Source organism: Nocardioides ganghwensis (assembly GCF_014779655.1).
Lineage (GTDB): Bacteria > Actinomycetota > Actinomycetes > Propionibacteriales > Nocardioidaceae > Nocardioides > Nocardioides ganghwensis.
Genome location: NZ_JACXYX010000001.1, coordinates 404414 through 420404 on the forward strand (window position 1 = coordinate 404414; position 15991 = coordinate 420404).

General features: G+C 73.6%; 19 protein-coding genes. 13 read left to right on the plus strand and 6 right to left on the minus strand.

The annotated features are described in order from the left end of the window. Positions 1 to 19 precede the first annotated feature (19 nt). Both IEZ24_RS01905 and IEZ24_RS01910 read right to left on the minus strand, forming a co-directional pair. Entirely contained in the window at positions 20 to 292 is a 273-nt protein-coding gene (locus IEZ24_RS01905; protein ID WP_129457105.1) for a hypothetical protein, read from the minus strand. Beyond that, positions 289 to 705 carry a VOC family protein gene (locus IEZ24_RS01910; RefSeq protein WP_129457104.1) on the minus strand — a complete coding sequence of 139 codons (417 nt, stop codon included), beginning with the start codon at positions 703 to 705 and terminating at the stop codon, positions 289 to 291. The genes IEZ24_RS01905 and IEZ24_RS01910 overlap by 4 nt, the downstream gene beginning before the upstream one ends. 44 nt (positions 706 to 749) lie before the next feature. Between IEZ24_RS01910 and IEZ24_RS01915 the strand changes: the two genes are divergently transcribed. Together IEZ24_RS01915 and IEZ24_RS01920 are read left to right on the plus strand one after the other, a co-directional pair. Then, on the plus strand, positions 750 to 1037 hold the full coding sequence (locus IEZ24_RS01915) for a glutaredoxin domain-containing protein (RefSeq protein WP_129457103.1): 288 nt from the start codon (positions 750 to 752) through the stop codon (positions 1035 to 1037). Between the two features lie 38 nt (positions 1038 to 1075). Then, positions 1076 to 1501, plus strand: a complete 426-nt coding sequence (locus IEZ24_RS01920; protein WP_129457102.1) for a YccF domain-containing protein — start codon at positions 1076 to 1078, stop codon at positions 1499 to 1501. Positions 1502 to 1597: 96 nt separating this feature from the next. On the opposite strand, the gene IEZ24_RS01925 is transcribed toward IEZ24_RS01920, so the two are convergent. From IEZ24_RS01925 to IEZ24_RS01935, 3 genes are all read right to left on the minus strand, one after another. After that, entirely contained in the window at positions 1598 to 2503 is a 906-nt protein-coding gene (locus tag IEZ24_RS01925; RefSeq protein WP_129457101.1) for a pseudouridine-5'-phosphate glycosidase, read from the minus strand. Next, positions 2500 to 3402: a carbohydrate kinase family protein gene (locus tag IEZ24_RS01930; RefSeq protein WP_207206949.1), complete on the minus strand. Its 903-nt coding sequence runs from the start codon at positions 3400 to 3402 to the stop codon at positions 2500 to 2502. Before IEZ24_RS01930 ends, IEZ24_RS01925 begins: the two co-directional genes overlap by 4 nt. A gap of 100 nt (positions 3403 to 3502) precedes the next feature. Next, positions 3503 to 3862 carry a DUF3054 domain-containing protein gene (locus tag IEZ24_RS01935; protein ID WP_129457100.1) on the minus strand — a complete coding sequence of 120 codons (360 nt, stop codon included), beginning with the start codon at positions 3860 to 3862 and terminating at the stop codon, positions 3503 to 3505. Positions 3863 to 3896: 34 nt separating this feature from the next. Between IEZ24_RS01935 and IEZ24_RS01940 the strand changes: the two genes are divergently transcribed. The 8 genes from IEZ24_RS01940 (at position 3897) to IEZ24_RS01975 (ending at position 13186) form a co-directional block, all read left to right on the plus strand. Next, a complete protein-coding gene (locus tag IEZ24_RS01940) occupies positions 3897 to 5246 on the plus strand; it encodes a cytochrome P450 (protein WP_129457099.1) in 1350 nt (449 codons plus the stop codon). A 26-nt stretch (positions 5247 to 5272) separates the two neighbouring features. After that, positions 5273 to 6322: a glycoside hydrolase family 43 protein gene (locus IEZ24_RS01945; RefSeq protein ID WP_129457098.1), complete on the plus strand. Its 1050-nt coding sequence runs from the start codon at positions 5273 to 5275 to the stop codon at positions 6320 to 6322. Between the two features lie 25 nt (positions 6323 to 6347). Then, a complete protein-coding gene (locus tag IEZ24_RS01950; RefSeq protein WP_129457097.1) occupies positions 6348 to 7154 on the plus strand; it encodes a thioesterase family protein in 807 nt (268 codons plus the stop codon). Between the two features lie 96 nt (positions 7155 to 7250). Beyond that, the gene (locus tag IEZ24_RS01955) at positions 7251 to 9488 is read left to right on the plus strand and encodes a hybrid sensor histidine kinase/response regulator (protein WP_129457096.1); all 2238 of its coding nucleotides are present in this window, start codon (positions 7251 to 7253) and stop codon (positions 9486 to 9488) included. After that, on the plus strand, positions 9485 to 9862 hold the full coding sequence (locus tag IEZ24_RS01960; RefSeq protein ID WP_129457095.1) for a response regulator: 378 nt from the start codon (positions 9485 to 9487) through the stop codon (positions 9860 to 9862). Before IEZ24_RS01955 ends, IEZ24_RS01960 begins: the two co-directional genes overlap by 4 nt. Continuing rightward, entirely contained in the window at positions 9859 to 11013 is a 1155-nt protein-coding gene (locus IEZ24_RS01965; RefSeq protein ID WP_129457094.1) for an adenylate/guanylate cyclase domain-containing protein, read from the plus strand. The genes IEZ24_RS01960 and IEZ24_RS01965 overlap by 4 nt, the downstream gene beginning before the upstream one ends. Beyond that, positions 11013 to 12575, plus strand: coding sequence for a peptide ligase PGM1-related protein (locus IEZ24_RS01970; protein ID WP_129457093.1), 1563 nt, complete (start codon positions 11013 to 11015; stop codon positions 12573 to 12575). Before IEZ24_RS01965 ends, IEZ24_RS01970 begins: the two co-directional genes overlap by 1 nt. After that, a complete protein-coding gene (locus IEZ24_RS01975; RefSeq protein ID WP_191192799.1) occupies positions 12572 to 13186 on the plus strand; it encodes a histone deacetylase in 615 nt (204 codons plus the stop codon). Before IEZ24_RS01970 ends, IEZ24_RS01975 begins: the two co-directional genes overlap by 4 nt. Here IEZ24_RS01975 and IEZ24_RS01980 read toward each other — a convergent pair. Further along, positions 13183 to 14325: a hypothetical protein gene (locus IEZ24_RS01980; protein ID WP_129457092.1), complete on the minus strand. Its 1143-nt coding sequence runs from the start codon at positions 14323 to 14325 to the stop codon at positions 13183 to 13185. The genes IEZ24_RS01975 and IEZ24_RS01980 overlap by 4 nt on opposite strands. A gap of 76 nt (positions 14326 to 14401) precedes the next feature. Here IEZ24_RS01980 and IEZ24_RS01985 point away from each other — a divergent pair, with 76 nt between their 5' ends. From IEZ24_RS01985 to IEZ24_RS01995, 3 genes are read left to right on the plus strand one after another with little or no spacing between them, the layout of a single operon-like run. Beyond that, the gene (locus IEZ24_RS01985; RefSeq protein ID WP_129457091.1) at positions 14402 to 14707 is read left to right on the plus strand and encodes a hypothetical protein; all 306 of its coding nucleotides are present in this window, start codon (positions 14402 to 14404) and stop codon (positions 14705 to 14707) included. Positions 14708 to 14712: 5 nt separating this feature from the next. After that, the gene (mshB, locus tag IEZ24_RS01990; protein ID WP_191192800.1) at positions 14713 to 15615 is read left to right on the plus strand and encodes an N-acetyl-1-D-myo-inositol-2-amino-2-deoxy-alpha-D-glucopyranoside deacetylase; all 903 of its coding nucleotides are present in this window, start codon (positions 14713 to 14715) and stop codon (positions 15613 to 15615) included. Beyond that, positions 15612 to 15986, plus strand: coding sequence for a hypothetical protein (locus IEZ24_RS01995; RefSeq protein WP_129457089.1), 375 nt, complete (start codon positions 15612 to 15614; stop codon positions 15984 to 15986). Before mshB ends, IEZ24_RS01995 begins: the two co-directional genes overlap by 4 nt. Positions 15987 to 15991: the final 5 nt, after the last annotated feature.

Here is a 15991-nt window from a genome sequence, read left to right on the forward strand (position 1 = left end):
ATCGTCGCACGGCGGGTGGTCAGACCAGCGCGATGAAGACGCCCGTCCCGATCGCGAGCCAGACGAGCGCGAACCCCAGCAGCACTGCGAGCTGGCGGTCCCCGCGACGGCCGAACGCCTCGTAGCGCAGCCAGAGCAACGGGCTGATCACCACGAAGACGCCGAGGCCCGCAGCCAGCCACTGCTCGATGTCGAGGATCCACAGCGCCAGCACCAGGCCGAGCGCCACCGGCACCTGCCAGACCAGGCTGCGACCGTACGACGCGAGGAGCTCGCCGGGAGTGCGGCTCACAGCGCGAAGTGGCCCGACGCGAGGCTGCGGAGCACGCAGAACTCGTTGCCCTCCGGGTCGGCCATGACGACCCAGGACTCCTCACCGCTCTGGCCCACGTCGGCCCGGGTCGCGCCGAGCGCCTCGAGCCGCGCGACCTCCTCGTCGCGCGAGCGGTCGACGGGGGAGAGGTCGAGGTGCATCCGGTTCTTGACGACCTTGTCCTCGGGCACGGCCGCGAGGAACATCGTCGGCGGCACCGGGCCCGACCGGACCGCGTCGAGCAGCGCCTGGTCGCTCTCCCGCGCCGGTCCGATCTCCACGAGCCCGGGCTCGCGGTCGAGCACCACCCAGTCGAGCGCGGCGGTCCAGAAGTCGGCGAGCAGGTCGGGGTCGTGGCAGTCCAGGGAGATCTCGGTCAGTCGGGAGGCCATGCAGCGATCCAAGCAGCGATGGGTGCAGACGCATACTGGTCGGCATGTTCACCCGGAAGCCCGCCTCCGTCTCCGCTGCCGAGGGTGCCCGCGCGGCCGGGGAGGGCCGCGTCGTCGTCTACTGGCGCAAGGGCTGCCCGTTCTGCAAGCGCCTCCAGCTGACCCTGGGCAAGAAGGCCAGGGACGTCGTCTGGGTGGACGTCTGGGCAGACCCCGACGCGTCGGCGTACGTGCGGAGCGTCAACGGCGGTGACGAGGTCGTGCCGACCGTGGTGATCGGTGGTGTCCCGCACACCAACCCGGCGCCGGGCGAGGTCCGGGCCGCCGTCTGACGCGACGCGAGCGTGGGTGCCTCTGGTTGGATCGCCACGTGCGCCTGCTCCTCAACGTCATCTGGCTCGTCTTCGGCGGTTTCTGGCTGTTCCTCGGCTACGTCCTGGCCGGCGTCCTGCTGTGCATCCCGATCATCACGATCCCGTGGGCGATCGCGTCCTTCCGGATCGCGGGCTACGCGCTGTGGCCGTTCGGCCGCACGATCGTCGCGAAGGAGTCGGCCGGCGTCGGCTCGTTCGTCGGCAACGTGATCTGGTTCGTCCTGGCCGGCTGGTGGCTCGTCATCGCGCACGTCGTGTCGGCCGTCGTGCTCGCCATCACGATCATCGGCATCCCGCTCGCGCTGGCCGACCTCAAGCTCATCCCGATCTCGCTCGCCCCGCTGGGCAAGGACATCGTGGCGAGTTCGACCGGCGAACGGGCTAGCGCGGTCGGCGTACGGGGCCGCTTGGCCTATGGGTGAGTTGGCGGGTCGGGTGGCCAGATGGGGGTCTGCTCGGCCCCCAAGTCGCCAACTGACGGGTTGGCGCGCCAACTGGTGAGCTGGCGATCGGCACGCTCAGCGCGCGGCGTACTCCCGTGCGATCGCGGCACCGAGCCGCGCGTTGTGCTCCACCAGGGCGATGTTGGCCTTCAGCGACTCGCCGGAGGTGATCTCGACGATGCGCCCCAGCAGGTAGGGGGTCGCGTCCTTGCCGCGGATGCCGAGCCGGTTCATGTCGCCCAGGGCCTGGTCGATGATCGCGCCGATCTCGTCGGCGGGGATCTCCGACTCCGCCGGGATCGGGTTTGCCACGACGACGCCGCCGGCCAGGCCGAGGTCCCACTTGGCCTTCATCAGGGCGGCGACCTCGGCGGGGGAGTCCACCCGCATCGGAGCGCCGAAGCCTGACGAGCGGGAGAAGAACGACGGGAACTCGTCGGTGCCGTAACCGAGCACCGGCACGCCGAGGGTCTCGAGCTTCTCCAGCGTCAGCCCGATGTCGAGGATGCTCTTCACGCCGGCGCAGACCACCGCGACCGAGGTGGTGGAGAGCTCGGTGAGGTCGGCCGACACGTCGTACGACGTCTCCGCGCCGCGGTGCACGCCGCCGAGCCCGCCGGTCACGAACACGCCGATCCCGGCGAGCGCTGCCAGCCGCATCGTCGAGGCGACCGTCGTCGCGCCGTGCAGGCCGCGCGAGACGACGTACGGCAGGTCGCGGATGGAGACCTTGATGACCGACTCGTCCGAGGCCAGCAGCTCGAGGTCGTCGGCGGACAGCCCGATGGTCGGGCGGCCGTGCAGCACCGCGATCGTCGCCGGCACGGCCCCGCCGTCGCGGACGATGCCCTCGACCGTGCGGGCCATCTCGACGTTCTGCGGGTAGGGCATGCCGTGGCTGATGATCGTGCTCTCCAACGCGACGACGGGCCGGCCGGACGCGAGCGCGTCGCGGACCTCGTCGGTGACGGTCAGGTTCAACGGTGCTCCCTCATGAGGTCGTGCATGGCTTCGGCCAGGTCCGGCCGGACGGTGTGCGGGCTCTCGATGGTCGCGGCCGCGGCGAGGTGCCCGTCGCGGGCGGCGGCGACGGGGTCGGCGCCGCCCAGCCAGGCCGCGACCCAGGCGGCGAGCATCGCGTCGCCCGCCCCGGTGACGTCGACGACGGTCGCGGTGACGGCCGGCAGGTGGACGGGCTCGGAGTCGCGACTGCACATCCACGACCCGTCCGCGCCGTGCCTGAGCCAGACGTGCTCGACACCGCGGGCGTGCAGGTCGTCGACGGACGCGCGCCACTCGCCGGCGGGGCGGCCCGTGACGGCGGCGATCTCGTCGGCGTTGGGCGTGACGAGGAACAGGTCCTGCACCAGGTCCGCCAACCGGGTCGCCTTGGCGACCGAGACCGGCTCGAAGGCGACCGGCGCCCCGGCCGCGGCGGCCGACGCCACGACGCGGGACGCCTGGTCGTGCGCGAGGTTGCCGTCCACCACGACCAGCGCGGCGTCGTCCAGGTGGACCGTGTCGAGCTCGAGCGCGTCGATGACGGCCATGTCGGAGACCGCCGCCACCAGCTCACCCCGGTTGTCGAGAAGCGCGGTGTAGGTCCCGGTGCGGCCCGGCACACGGCGTACGGCCCCCACGTCGGCGCCGCAGGCGGCGGTGATCCGCAGCGCCTCGTCGCCGAAGGCGTCCTCACCCACCGCGGAGACCAGGCGTACGGGGGCGCCGAGAAGGCCGAGGCAGGCGGCGATGTTGCGGCCGACCCCGCCGGGCGAGATGCGGGTGTGCCCGGGGTTGCTGGTGGCCGGGACGAGCGGCGCCGAGGTGCGCGCGACCACGTCCATGTTGGTGCCGCCGACGACCACCACCCACTGCTTCACGCGCAGATCCTGACAGACGCCACCTTCCTCCCCACCCCTCCCGGTAGTCCGCTGCGAACGGCCGGTCGGCGCGGGCCAGGCAGCGGCTTTCCGCAGCGGACTACCGGGAGGAGTGTGGACGGGGCCCACGGGCGCTGAACCTGGCGCCGATCCGGGGGAGGACGAGCAGCGCGCCGAGGACGAGGGTCGCCACGACGACGAACGGCGTCGCCGTGCCCTGGCCGCTCAGCTGTCGCAGCACCATCCCGCCGGCGAGGGCGCCGACCCACACGACGACCCCGGACGAGACCGCGGCCGGGCGCCGCCGGGCAGCGACGAGCACGACCCAGGCCGCCAGCGTCCCGACGAGGAACGGCCACGCCGTCGTCCACCACCCGCCCGCGGTCAGCGCGCCGTAGTGGCTGAGCCGCCCGATCACCGCGAAGACACCGACGAGCAGGAGGTCGACCACGAGCCACATGCCGCCCAGCCTAGGCAGCACTACTGTCGGGACCATGACGTCGACCACCCTCCTGGGCCCCGCCCTGGGGCCCGTCGGCCGGACCGTCGGCCGGGAGGTACGGGCCGGCGTGCACTGGGGCGTGGCCCACGGGCTGCCGACGCTGCTGCTGCGCCGGGCGGCCGACCGCGGCGACCTCCAGGCCCGGCTGATCCGCGTCGGGGCGCTCGGCACCGACGAGGTCTTCGACCTGGTCGAGGAGATCCGGGCGCACGGGCCGCTCTACCGCTCGCGCATCGGCTACGTCGCCACCAGCCACGCCGCCGTGCGCGAGCTGCTCACGAGCGACGACTTCCGCACCGGCTTCCCGACCGACGAGGGCCCGATCGGGCGGGTCGCCCGGTGGGCCGCGCCGACGACGCTGCACCCGGTCGAGCCGCCGTCGCTGCTGGTGACCGAGCCGCCCGACCACACCCGCTACCGCAAGCTCGTGACGCGGGTCTTCACGATGCGGGCGGTGGAGCGGCTGCGCGAGCGCACCGAGGAGATCGCCGCCGGACTGCTCGACGGGCTCGAGCGGCGCGCGGACGGACCGGTCGACCTCGTGGAGGCGTACTGCGCGGTGCTGCCGGTGACGGTCATCGCCGAGATCCTCGGGGTGCCGGAGGACGAGCGCGGCCGGGTGCTCGACTTCGGCTCCGCGGCGGCGCCGAGCCTCGACCTGGGGCTGGGTTTCCGGCGTTACCGCACCGTCGCGCAGGCCCTCGCCCGCTTCGACGCCTGGCTCGGCGACCACCTCGACCGCCTGCGTCGCGACCCCGGCGACAACCTGCTCAGCCAGCTGGTGGCGGTGCGCGAGGACGGGCAGGGCCTCAGCGAGAACGAGCTCAAGGCGACGGCCGGCCTCGTCCTCGCCGCCGGCTTCGAGACGACCGTCAACCTGCTCGGCAACGGCATCGCGCTGCTCCACGACCACCCCGGGGAGCGCGCCCGCGTCGTCGCCGACCCGACGCTGTGGCCCAACGTCGTCGAGGAGGCGCTGCGACTCGACCCGCCGGTGCTGCTGACCGCACGGATGGCGGCGCGCGACACCGAGCTCGCCGGCCGGCCGGTCGGCGCCGGGTCGATGGTGACCGCGATCCTCGGCGGCGCCAACCGCGACCCCGAGGTCTTCGAGGACCCGTTGCGCTTCGACGTCGCCCGCGCCAACGCACGCGACCACATCGCCTTCTCCGCCGGCCGGCACCACTGCCTCGGCGCCCAGCTCGCCCGGATGGAGGGAGAGGTCGGCCTCCGCGCGATCTGGGAGCGGTTCCCCGACCTCCGGCTCGACCCGGGGGCGCGGCGCCGCGAGACCCGCATCCTGCGAGGGTTCGAGACACTTCCCGCAACACTGCGACCCTGAGGCAGCGCAGCAGGTACGGTCCCCCGGTGCCGAACCGGGGAGCAGCGCGCCTGCTCGTGCTGATGATCGTGGCAGGACTGCTGTCCGTCGCCGTGCCGGCGTCCGCGGACGAGCGGGTCCCGCGCCCCGTGCTCAACGTCGACTTCCCCGACCCCGCGGTCGTCGCCGCGCCCGGCGGCCTGGTCGCGTACGCCACGGGGGACCGGGTGCCGCACGCGTGGTCGCGCGGCGCGGACGGACCGTGGCGCCGCGGACCGAGCCTGCTCACCCACCGGCCGTCGTGGTCGCGCGAGGGCGGCATCTGGGCCGTCGACGTGGCGCGCGTGCGCGGGAGGTGGCTGCTCTACTACGCCACCCCGGTGCACGGGATCGGCGAGACCGGCCGCTGCATCGGCGTGGCCCGATCGACCTCGGCCCGCGGCCCGTTCCGACCCGTCGGCAGCGCCCCGCTGGTGTGCCCCTCCTACGCCCGTACGCCGACCGCGCAGGACCCCATGCTGCCGCGCGACCGTACGCTCCCGCGCGCCGGCGTCATCGACCCGTCGTGGTTCCGTGACGTGGACGGAGCGACCTACCTCGTCTACAAGACCGACAGGATCCCCTCCAGCGTGCGCATCGTGGCGCTGGCGCGGGACGGGCAGTCGGTGGCGCCGGGAGCGACGAGCGTGGAGCTGTTCCGCTCCGCCGGCGTGGTGGAGAACCCGGTGCTCGTCCGGCGCCCCGAGGGCTACGTGATGCTGGCCTCGGAGGGGGACTGGACCCGCTGCGGCTACCGCACGCGGTGGCTGAGGTCGGCGTCCCTCCTCGACTGGACGGCCGCCGACGGCGGGATGCTGCTCGACGCCGCGTCCACCGGCCTGTGCGGTCCGGGCGGCGCCGACCTCGTCGAGGTGCGCGGGGGACGGCAGCTGGCCTTCCTCCACGGCTGGACCTGCCGCGGCACGACGCTCCCGTGCGCGGGGACGGGCAAGTGGGACCACAAGCCCCGCCAGCGCGGGCGCCGAGCGATGTACGCCGCCGAGCTCGACTGGGTCGACGGTGTGCCGCGGGTCACCGGCTGGCTCCGGCCTCGCTGATCCGGCGGCGACCTAGGCTCGGGACATGGCTACCGAGTGGGACACGCACACGGCCCTGACCACGACCGGGGACGGCCTCTTCGGCGCCGACCTCGATCCCGGCTGGACGGTGGGCGGCGGCGTCAACGGCGGCTACCTGCTCGGGGTGGTCGGGAAGGCGATCGCCGAGGCCGTCCCGGCGAAGCCGCATCCGCTCGCGGTGAGCGCCCACTACCTCTCCGCCGCCCGACCGGGGCCAGCGCAGGTGTCCACGCGGGTGCTGCGCGAGGGTGGCTCGGTCGCGACCGTGTCGGCCGAGCTCGGCCAGGCGGGCACGACCCGCATCTCCGCCCTGGCCACGTACGGAGACCTGTGCTCGATGCCGGACGACGTCGCGACGACGGCCGAGCCGCCCGCGCTGCCCCCGCTCGAGGAGTGCGTGCCCGGCTCGCTCGCGCCCGAGGAGACGCGCCGCGTGGCTCCGGTGATGGATCGCTTCGACATGCGGTTCGACCCCGCCTGCGTCGGCTGGACGATGGGCGCCCCGAGCGGTCGCGGCCACATCCAGGCCTGGTTCCGGATGGCTGACGGCCACGACGTCGACCCCGTCGGGCTGCTCATGGTGTGCGACGCGCTGCCGCCGGTCACCTTCGACCTCGGCCGCCCGGGCTGGGCCCCGACCCTCGAGCTGACCGTGCACGTCCGGGCAGTGCCGGCGCCGGGCTGGCTCCGGGTGTCCCACCGCACCCGCAACGTCGCCGGCGGCATGTTCGAGGAGGACTGCGAGGTCTGGGACTCGACGCGCCGCCTGGTCGCCCAGAGTCGTCAGCTGGCGATACAGCCGCGCGGCTGACCTGCGCCTGCTGCGGGATCCCACGAATGGGGCTTGCCGCCCTCCGTCGGGGCGGAGCACACTCGACAGGCGGGGGGCGCGGGTTGGAGTGGTGCGATGGACAGTGTCCCCCCGGGCGACACCGACAGCGGTCCGGACACCGGTCGGCTGCTCCTCGACGTCCAGCAGCAGGCGGCCGCCACCCGCGAGATCCTCGAGGCCCTCGGGCGGGCCGGCACGGACCCGAGCGGTGTCCTCGACACCATCATCGACCGGGCGGTGCACCTCTGCCGGGCCCAGGTCGCGCAGCTCTACCTCCTCGACGGCGACACCTTCCGGCTGTCCCGCATCTCCGGCGACGCCCCCGCCGGCTTCGTCCGCTACGTGGAGGACCACCCGATGGGTCGCTCGCGCGACAGCCTGCTGGGCCGGGTGGCGCAGGACCGCAGCACCCAGCAGATCGGTGACGTGCTGAAGGACCCCGACTACGGCCGGCACGACCTGCAGAGCCTGGCCGGCTTCCGCACGTTGATGTCGGCGCCGATGCTGCTGCACGACGAGGTCATCGGGATCCTGTCCGTGTGGCGCACGGAGGCCCAGCCGTTCGACCCCGGGGAGGTCGACGTGCTGAGCACCTTCGCCGTCCAGGCCGCCATCGTCCTGCGCCAGGTCGAGCTGGTGGCCGCCCTGGAAGCGCGCAGCGGCGAGCTCGCCGCCAAGGTCACCCAGCTCGAGGTGCTCCGTGAGATCGGCGAGGCGATCAGCTCGACCCTCGACCTCGAGGAGGTGCTGGGCGGCATCGTCAGCGGGGCCGTACGCCTCTGCTGGGCCGACGGCGGGTCGATCATGGAGTACGACGCGACCGAGGACTGCTTCCGCGTCCGGGCCACTGCCGGCGGGAGCCCGGAGCTGACCGAGCGGCTGCGCGCCCTCACGATCCGGCGCACCACGTCACCGGTCGGCCGCGCCGCCGCCGAGCGGTCGACCCTGGTGGTGCCCGACCTGGCCTCGGCCACCCGCGACGAGCACCTCGACGTCCTGCTGGCGGACGGCTGGAGGTCGCTCCTCGCCGTCCCGCTCGTCCGTCAGGACCAGCTCGTCGGCGCCCTGGTCATCCGCCGGCGCCGTCCGGGCGACTTCGGGGACGACACCCCGGAGCTGTTGCGCACCTTCGCCAACCAGTCCGGGCTGGCGATCGTCAACGCACGCCTCTACGGCGAGCTCGACACCAAGCGGGCGGAGCTGGAGGTCGCGAGCCGCCACAAGTCGGAGTTCCTCGCCAGCATGTCCCACGAGCTGCGCACGCCCCTCAACGCGGTCATCGGGTTCTCCGAGGTGCTCCTCGACCGCATGTTCGGCGAGCTCAACCCGCGTCAGGAGGAGTACCTCCGCGACATCTGGACGTCCGGCAAGCACCTGCTGGAGCTGCTCAACGAGATCCTCGACCTCTCGAAGGTCGAGGCCGGCCGGATGGTCCTCGAGCCCAGCCTGGTGTCGGTCCGGGCCTGCCTCGACTACGTCCTGTCCCTCGTGCGCGACCGCGCCGCGGCGCACGCGATCGACCTCGGCCTCGAGGTCGCCGACGACGTCGGGGTCGTGTGGGCCGACGAGCTGCGGCTCAAGCAGGTGGTGCTCAACCTCGTGTCCAACGCGGTGAAGTTCACCCCCGACGGCGGGACGGTCCGCGTCCTGGCCACGCGGGAGGGCGAGGACGTCCTCGTCCGCGTCACGGACACCGGGCTCGGCGTGCCGGCCGAGGACCGCGAGCGGATCTTCGAGTCGTTCCAGCAGGGTCGCCGCGGGGCGCCCAAGGAGGAGGGCACCGGGCTCGGGCTCACGCTCTCGCGGCGGATCGTGGCGCTGTTCGGCGGGACCCTGTGGCTGGAGCCGCAGGCGGGAGCGGGCAGCGTGTTCGCCTTCCGGCTGCCGCTGCCCGCGGTCGAGCCCGCGGTGGAGGGCGACGCCGACGGCACGCGCACGATCCTCCTGGTCGACGACGACCGGGCCTCCCTCGACCTCATGACGGCCTACCTGTCGGCCTCGCCCGTGCGGGTGCTGCACGCCCGTGACGGGTTCGAGGCGCTCTCCCTCGCGCGTACGGCCGCCCCCGCCGCCGTCGTGCTCGACATCCGGCTGCCCCGCATGGACGGGTGGGAGGTGCTGGCCCGGATGAAGGCGGACTCGGCGACGCGCTCGATCCCGGTGGTGGTCGCCTCGATCATCGACGAGCGGCAGCGCGGCCTGCAGCTCGGCGCGGCGGCGTACCTGCTCAAGCCGGTGCGCCGCGACGACCTGCTCGACGCGCTCCGGGGCCACGGCCTCGACCTCGACCCGTCGCAGGCGGTGTCGCCGTGAGCCCGCGTGTGCTGGTGATCGAGGACAACGCCCTCAACCTCAAGCTGGTGCGCGACGTGCTCGAGCACGCCGGCTACGTGGTCGGGTCCGCGAGCACGGGTGAGCTCGGCGTCCGAGCGGCCGCCACGGAGCCCCCGGACCTCGTGCTGCTCGACCTGCAGCTCCCGGGCATCGACGGCCACGAGACCCTGCGCCGGCTGCGCGAGGAGGTGCTTCCCGACGGCGTGCCCGTCGTGGCGGTCACGGCGCTCGCGATGGAGGAGGACCGCGACCGGGCCAGGCGCTCGGGGTTCGACGGCTACCTGGAGAAGCCCATCAGCCCGCGCGCCCTCCCCGGGCAGGTCGAGGGCTTCCTGGCAGGCGGCACGGCGTGAGCGCCGCTGACGAGCGGGGGAGGGCCACCCGGCCCACCGTCCTGGCGGTCGACGACCAGCCGGCCAACCTCCGCCTGCTCGACGCGGTCCTCTCGCCGCGCGGCTACGACGTCCTCACCGCGCACGGGGGACAGGAGGCGCTGGACGTCCTCCGGGAGCGCTCTGTCGACGTGGTCCTGCTCGACGTGCAGATGCCCGTGATGGACGGCTGCGAGGTGTGCCGGAGGATCCGGAGCGACCCCACCACGGCCTTCCTGCCCGTCGTGATGATCACCGCAGGCGGCTCCGCGCAGCGGCTCGACGGACTCGAGGCGGGCGCCGACGACTTCATCACCAAGCCCTTCGACCAGGCCGAGCTCCTGGCGCGCGTGCGATCCCTCGCGCGGATCAAGGGCTACCAGGACACGATCCGGAGGCAGGCGGAGGAGATCTCGGCCTGGAACCTCGAGCTCGAGGCCCGCGTCGCCGAGCAGGTGGACGAGCTGGAGCGGGTCGGCCGGCTGCGGCGCTTCCTGTCCCCCCAGCTGGCCGACCTCGTCGTCAACGACGAGGAGCTGCTGGCCAGCCACCGGCGCGAGATCGTGGTCGTCTTCGTGGACTTCCGGGGGTTCACCTCCTTCGCCGAGGCGTCCGAGCCCGAGGAGGTGATGGACGTGCTCGGCGAGTACCACCGCGCCCTGGGTGCACGCATCGACGAGCACCGGGGCACCCTCGAGCGGTTCACCGGCGACGGGGTGATGGTGTTCTTCGGCGACCCCGTCCCCACCGAGGACCCTGCAGGCTCGGCCGTGTCGATGGCGCTCGACGTGCGGGAGGACGTACGCCGCCTCGCGGGCGAGTGGCGCCGGCGCGGGCACGACCTCGCCCTGGGCGTCGGTGTGGCCCAGGGCTACGCGACCCTCGGGCGGATCGGCTATCCCGGGCGGTCCGACTACGCCGCCATCGGCAGCGTGACCAACCTGGCCGCCCGCCTGTGTGCGGACGCGGGACCGTGGCAGGTCCTGGTCACCGACCGCGTGCTGGCGCACGTGGAGGAGCGCGTGGCGGCCGAGCTCGTCGGCGACATCCAGCCGCGCGGGTTCAGCCGACCCGTGCGGATCCACGACGTCACCGCCCCGGCCACGGGGCGCGACCACCAGGAGGTGACCTGATGACCCACGACGTCGCGCTGCCCGACCTCGACGGACGACAGCGCTACGAGGCGTACGACCGCCTGCAGCAACGGCTGCCGGGGGTCTGGGAGGCGATGCGGACCGACCACGCCGCAGAGTCCGCGGTCGTGGTGCCCTCGATCAGCCTCGAGCGCACCACGGCGGGCAGCGGCACCCTCATGCAGGCCATGGAGGAGCGGGCCCTCTTCCTGCTCCTGCTGCTGCGGCAGCCCATGCTGAGGATGATCTACGTCACGTCCGGCCCGATCGACGAGGAGATCGTCGAGTACTACCTCGGGCTGCTTCCCGGCATCATCCCCAGCCACGCGCGCCGGCGACTGCACCTCGTCCCGGTCGGCGACTCCTCGCCGCGGCCGCTCAGCGCCAAGCTGCTGGAGCGTCCCCGCCTGCTCCGGCGCGTCCGCGACCTCATCCCGGACCGCTCCGTCAGCCACCTCATCCCCTACAACACCACCGAGCTGGAGCGGGACGTCGCGCTGAGCCTGGGCATCCCGGTCTACGGCTCGGACCCCCGGCTGGCGTCGCTCGGCAGCAAGTCGGGCTGCCGCCGGCTGTTCGACGAGGTAGGCGTACGGGCTCCGGTCGGGGCCGAGGACCTCGCCACCCTCGACGACCTGGTCACCGCGGTGGTCGGGATGCGGGCCCGCCGCCCCGACCTGGCCGAGGTGATCGTCAAGATCAACGAGGGCGTGTCGGGGTCGGGCAACGCGCTGGTCGAGCTGGGGGACCTGCCGGCGCCGGGCTCGGACGAGGAGCCGGCCGTGCTCCGCACCCGCATCGAGGCGCTGCAGCCCGAGGCGGCCGACCTCTCCCCGAGCGACTTCCTGGTCGCGTTCGAGCGGCTCGGCGGCATCGTCGAGGAGCGCATCACGGGCGTGACGCTGACCAGCCCGAGCGTGCAGATGAGGGTCCTGCCCGACCGCACGGTCGAGCTGCTGTCCACGCACGACCAGCTCCTCGGTGGCGCCAGCGGGCAGAAGTACCTGGGCTGCGTCTTCCCCGCCGACCCGGCGTACTCGCGCAGGATCACCGAGCCCGCCATGGCCATCGGGCGTCACCTCGCGGGCAAGGGCGTCCTGGGTCGCTTCGCCGTCGACTTCGTGACGGTGCAGGACGAGGCAGGCGACTGGGACGCCCACGCGATCGAGCTCAACCTCCGCAAGGGAGGGACGACCCACCCGTTCCTGACGCTGCAGTTCCTCGCCGGTGGCGAGTACGACGGCGACCTCGGCACCTACCGCACCGCCTCCGGCGCCACCAGGCACCTGGTCGCCACCGACCACCTCGAGGACGACCGGCTCCGCGCGCTCACGACGCGCGACGTGCTCGACGTCGTCGCCCGCCGCCGACTGCACTTCGACCAGTCCCGCGAGACCGGCGTGGTCCTCCACATGATCAGCTGCGTCACCGAGTGCGGGCGGCTCGGCATGACCGCGGTCGGGGACAGCCCCGAGCAGGCCTGGCAGATCTACCAGGACGCCTGCGAGGTGCTGCTCGAGGAGGCCGGCAGGGCCGGCGAGCCGGGGGCGCTGCCGGAGTGAGTGACGACCCGCTCGTCTGGTACGCCTCCTTCGGCACGAACCTCTCGAGGGCGAGGCTCGGGTGCTACATCAGCGGTGGCACCCCGGTCGGGGCGAGGCGCGCGTACGAGGGTTGCCGCGACCGGACCTCACCCCGCGAGCACCGGACACTCACCCTCCCCGGGCACCTGCGCTTCGCCGGTGAGTCGTCGGTGTGGGGAGGAGGGATGGCGTTCTACTCGCCGACCGGCCCGGGCACGGTGCACGCCCGCGCCTACTTGCTGCGCCTCGAGCAGCTCGTCGACCTGGTGGCCCAGGAAGCACGCCGCGCCGTGGGCACGGCGCTGGTGCTCGCCGACACCGGGCACACCCGGCACGGGCTGTCGACGGTCTACGACGTGCTGATGGACCTCGGCGAGCTCGACGGGCACCGGGTGCTCACGCTCAGCGCGTCGCGGCACCACCCCCTCGCGCCGCCGTCTGCGGCGTACCTCCGCACGATGGCCGACGGGCTCGCGGACGGGTTCGACCTCGACGTCGACGCCCGGGTCGCCTACCTCGCCTCGGCCGAGGGGATGCTGCCGACGTGGACGCCGGAGACGGTGCGCGAGCTGCTGGTGCCTGCCCGCTAGTCGAACCAGGCGCGGTCCATCGCCACGATCCAGCGTCGCCGCGGGTGCTCGGTGAGCGACCAGATGCGGTCCGTCGAGGGCCAGTAGGACAGGTCCTCGGGGCCCATCGGCAGGGCCCAGCGGCGCTGCCGCATCGACCCCGGCTGCCCGGCGTACACGCTGCCGGGCATCCACGGGCCGTGCGAGACCGTCACGTGGTGGCGACCGGCCGCGATCACCGCCCCCTGCATCTGCCGCACGCCGCCCTCGTCGACCGCGAGGGGCCGCGAGAACCCGTCCTCGCCGGCAGCGAGCTGCCACGTCGTCGGATCGAGCTCGTAGCGCGCCAGCCGGGTCGTCGCGTCCGGGTCGAGGGCGTACTCGCCGGCGACGAGCGCAGGCGGGTCGGAGCGCCGGTCGAGCGAGGCGAAGGAGTAGCGGAGCTTCTGGTGGCCCTCGTCGGCGTGGGCCCGGTAGGTGAACCGCACGGGCAGCACGTAGCGGTGCCCGTAGGAGTGCAGGCGGGTGCCGTCGATGCCGAACCGGTCGGGGTGGTCGTCGTCGCCGGCGACCCGCATGATGTCGTCGACCCGGGCGGAGACGAAGCCTCGGCTGGTCGCCGCGACGTGCAGGTAGGGCCCCGCCCAGACGACGCCGCCGGCGTGGATGCGCATCGGCCGCAGGGTGAGCACGCCGGACTCGTCGAGGACGGGGGAGACGAGCAGGACGTGGCGGTACCTCCCGGAGTCGAGGTCGACGAACGTGACCCGCGAGCCGCGCTTGATGCCGTCGCGCCCGGTCGAGTACCAGGTCGTCACCACGACCCGTCGACCGTCGATGTCCCCGGCGTCGGAGGAGTCGGCGCTGGTCGAGATGCCCTGGGGGTACCACTGCTCGTCGCGCTCGTCGTGGTCGTCCCACCTGTACGCCTCGCGCACCGCACGGCCCAGCAGGCGCGGGGCGCGCGACCGGCGCAGGTCCCACTTGAGGTCGTCGAGCAGGCCCCCCAGGCCGGCCGGCTCGCCGAGGAGACCGGCGAGGGCCTCGATCTCGCGGACGTTCTCGTCGGTGCGCTCCAGGTGCACGCCCCGGACGTACGGCGACTCCGAGGCGGTCGGCACGCTGCCGGGCTGGGGGTCGGGCTCGCCGGGGGGACGCATGTCCCGACCCTAGCCAGCACCGGGCTCCTTGCCCGTCCCCCTCCGGGGTGGGGACGGTGCGCGCCACAATGGCCCCGTGAGGGCGATCTTCTTCGACGAGGACGACGCGCGGGCGGTCGTCGCGCGGCTGCACGCCGACGGCTTCGAGGCGCACGTCGAGCGGGAGCGGCTGTCCGGCGAGGACGACGACGAGGACCACCCGTGGGCGGTGCTGAGCGACGCCCCCGCCTTCATGCTCGAGGTGCTCGTCGACACCCACGACGGCTGGCTCGACGAGGGTCCCGACGACAGTCCCGGTGGGGGTGAGGAACACGGCGACCCGCCGCCGCCGTTGCACCTCCCGACCGCACCCAGGCGCATCAAGCGCCCCGACCTAGGCTGAGGAACATGACCGACCGCCGCATGCTGCTCGTCCACGCCCACCCCGACGACGAGTGCATCAACAACGGCGCCACGATGGCGCGCTACGTCGACGACGGGGTCGGCGTCACCCTCGTCACCTGCACGGCCGGCGAGATGGGCGAGGTCCTCGTCCCCGACCTCTCCCACCTCGCCTACGAGGAGAAGGGCGGCCTCGGTGAGCGCCGTCGCCACGAGCTCGAGCAGGCGATGAAGGTCCTCGGCGTCACCGACCACCGCTTCCTCGGCGGCTTCGGCCGCTTCCACGACTCGGGCATGGCCTGGCACGAGGACGGCCACGCGGTCGCCGGCGAGTTCGTCCCCGACAACGCGTTCTGGCACGCCGACCTCACCGAGGCCGCCGACGAGCTCGTCCCGGTCATCCGCGAGGTGCGCCCGCAGGTGCTCGTCACCTACGACCAGTTCGGCGGCTACGGCCACCCCGACCACATCCAGGCCCACCGGGTCGCGATGTACGCCGCCCAGCTCGCCGCGGTCCCGTCCTACCGCCTCGACCTCGGCGAGCCCCACGACATCGCGAAGATCTACTGGACCGCGATGAGCGAGTCGCGGATGCGGGCGAGCCTGCGCGCCCTGCGCGAGGCCGGCGACACCGAGACCTTCGCCGGGATGGAGCCGGACGGCAAGCTGCCCCCCTTCGTGACCCCCGACGAGCTCATCAGCGCACGCGTGGACGGCGCCGCGACGGTCCAGCGCAAGATGGACGCCCTCGCCAAGCACGAGACCCAGGTGAGGACCGACGGGCACTTCTTCGCCGGCGCCGAGAGCGGTCACTCCTGGTGGTCCGAGGAGTTCTACCGCCTCGTCAAGGGCACCCCCGGGCCGGCCGACGCCGACGGGTTCGAGGAGGACCTCTTCGCCGGGCTGTGAGGCTGCTGCTCACCCTCCTCGGCGGTGCCGTCGCGGCCGCTGTCGGCGTCCTGTCCGGCGCGGCCGGCACCGTGCTCCACCTCCGGTGGTGGGGCCTGCTCCTGGCCCTCGCCACGGCGGTCGCGGTGCTCGCCTGGCTGCCCGCCGGCGGCGTACGGGTGGCCTTCGCGCTGGGCTGGTGCGCACCGGTCCTGCGGGGCGTGCTGGAGGGTCCGGGGGGCGGGTTCCTGGTCGGGGCCGACGCCGCCGGCTGGTCGTTCCTGGCGGGCTCGGCGGTGCTGCTCGTGGCGGCGGTGGCGACCGCGCGCAGCCCCCGTGCGGCGTACGGGGGGCGCGCCGACGATCCGGGACTTCGGGGGTCGGGCACCTAAACTCG

What these genes read in the sequence shown, in the direction of transcription:
- IEZ24_RS01910 (WP_129457104.1), bottom strand. Translation starts at nt 705, where the DNA reads ATGGCCTCCCGACTGACCGAGATCTCCCTGGACTGCCACGACCCCGAC.
- IEZ24_RS01915 (WP_129457103.1), top strand. Translation starts at nt 750, where the DNA reads ATGTTCACCCGGAAGCCCGCCTCCGTCTCCGCTGCCGAGGGTGCCCGC.
- IEZ24_RS01935 (WP_129457100.1), bottom strand. Translation starts at nt 3,862, where the DNA reads ATGTGGCTCGTGGTCGACCTCCTGCTCGTCGGTGTCTTCGCGGTGATC.
- IEZ24_RS01940 (WP_129457099.1), top strand. Translation starts at nt 3,897, where the DNA reads ATGACGTCGACCACCCTCCTGGGCCCCGCCCTGGGGCCCGTCGGCCGG.
- IEZ24_RS01950 (WP_129457097.1), top strand. Translation starts at nt 6,348, where the DNA reads ATGGCTACCGAGTGGGACACGCACACGGCCCTGACCACGACCGGGGAC.
- IEZ24_RS01955 (WP_129457096.1), top strand. Translation starts at nt 7,251, where the DNA reads ATGGACAGTGTCCCCCCGGGCGACACCGACAGCGGTCCGGACACCGGT.
- IEZ24_RS01970 (WP_129457093.1), top strand. Translation starts at nt 11,013, where the DNA reads ATGACCCACGACGTCGCGCTGCCCGACCTCGACGGACGACAGCGCTAC.
- IEZ24_RS01980 (WP_129457092.1), bottom strand. Translation starts at nt 14,325, where the DNA reads ATGCGTCCCCCCGGCGAGCCCGACCCCCAGCCCGGCAGCGTGCCGACC.
- mshB (WP_191192800.1), top strand. Translation starts at nt 14,713, where the DNA reads ATGACCGACCGCCGCATGCTGCTCGTCCACGCCCACCCCGACGACGAG.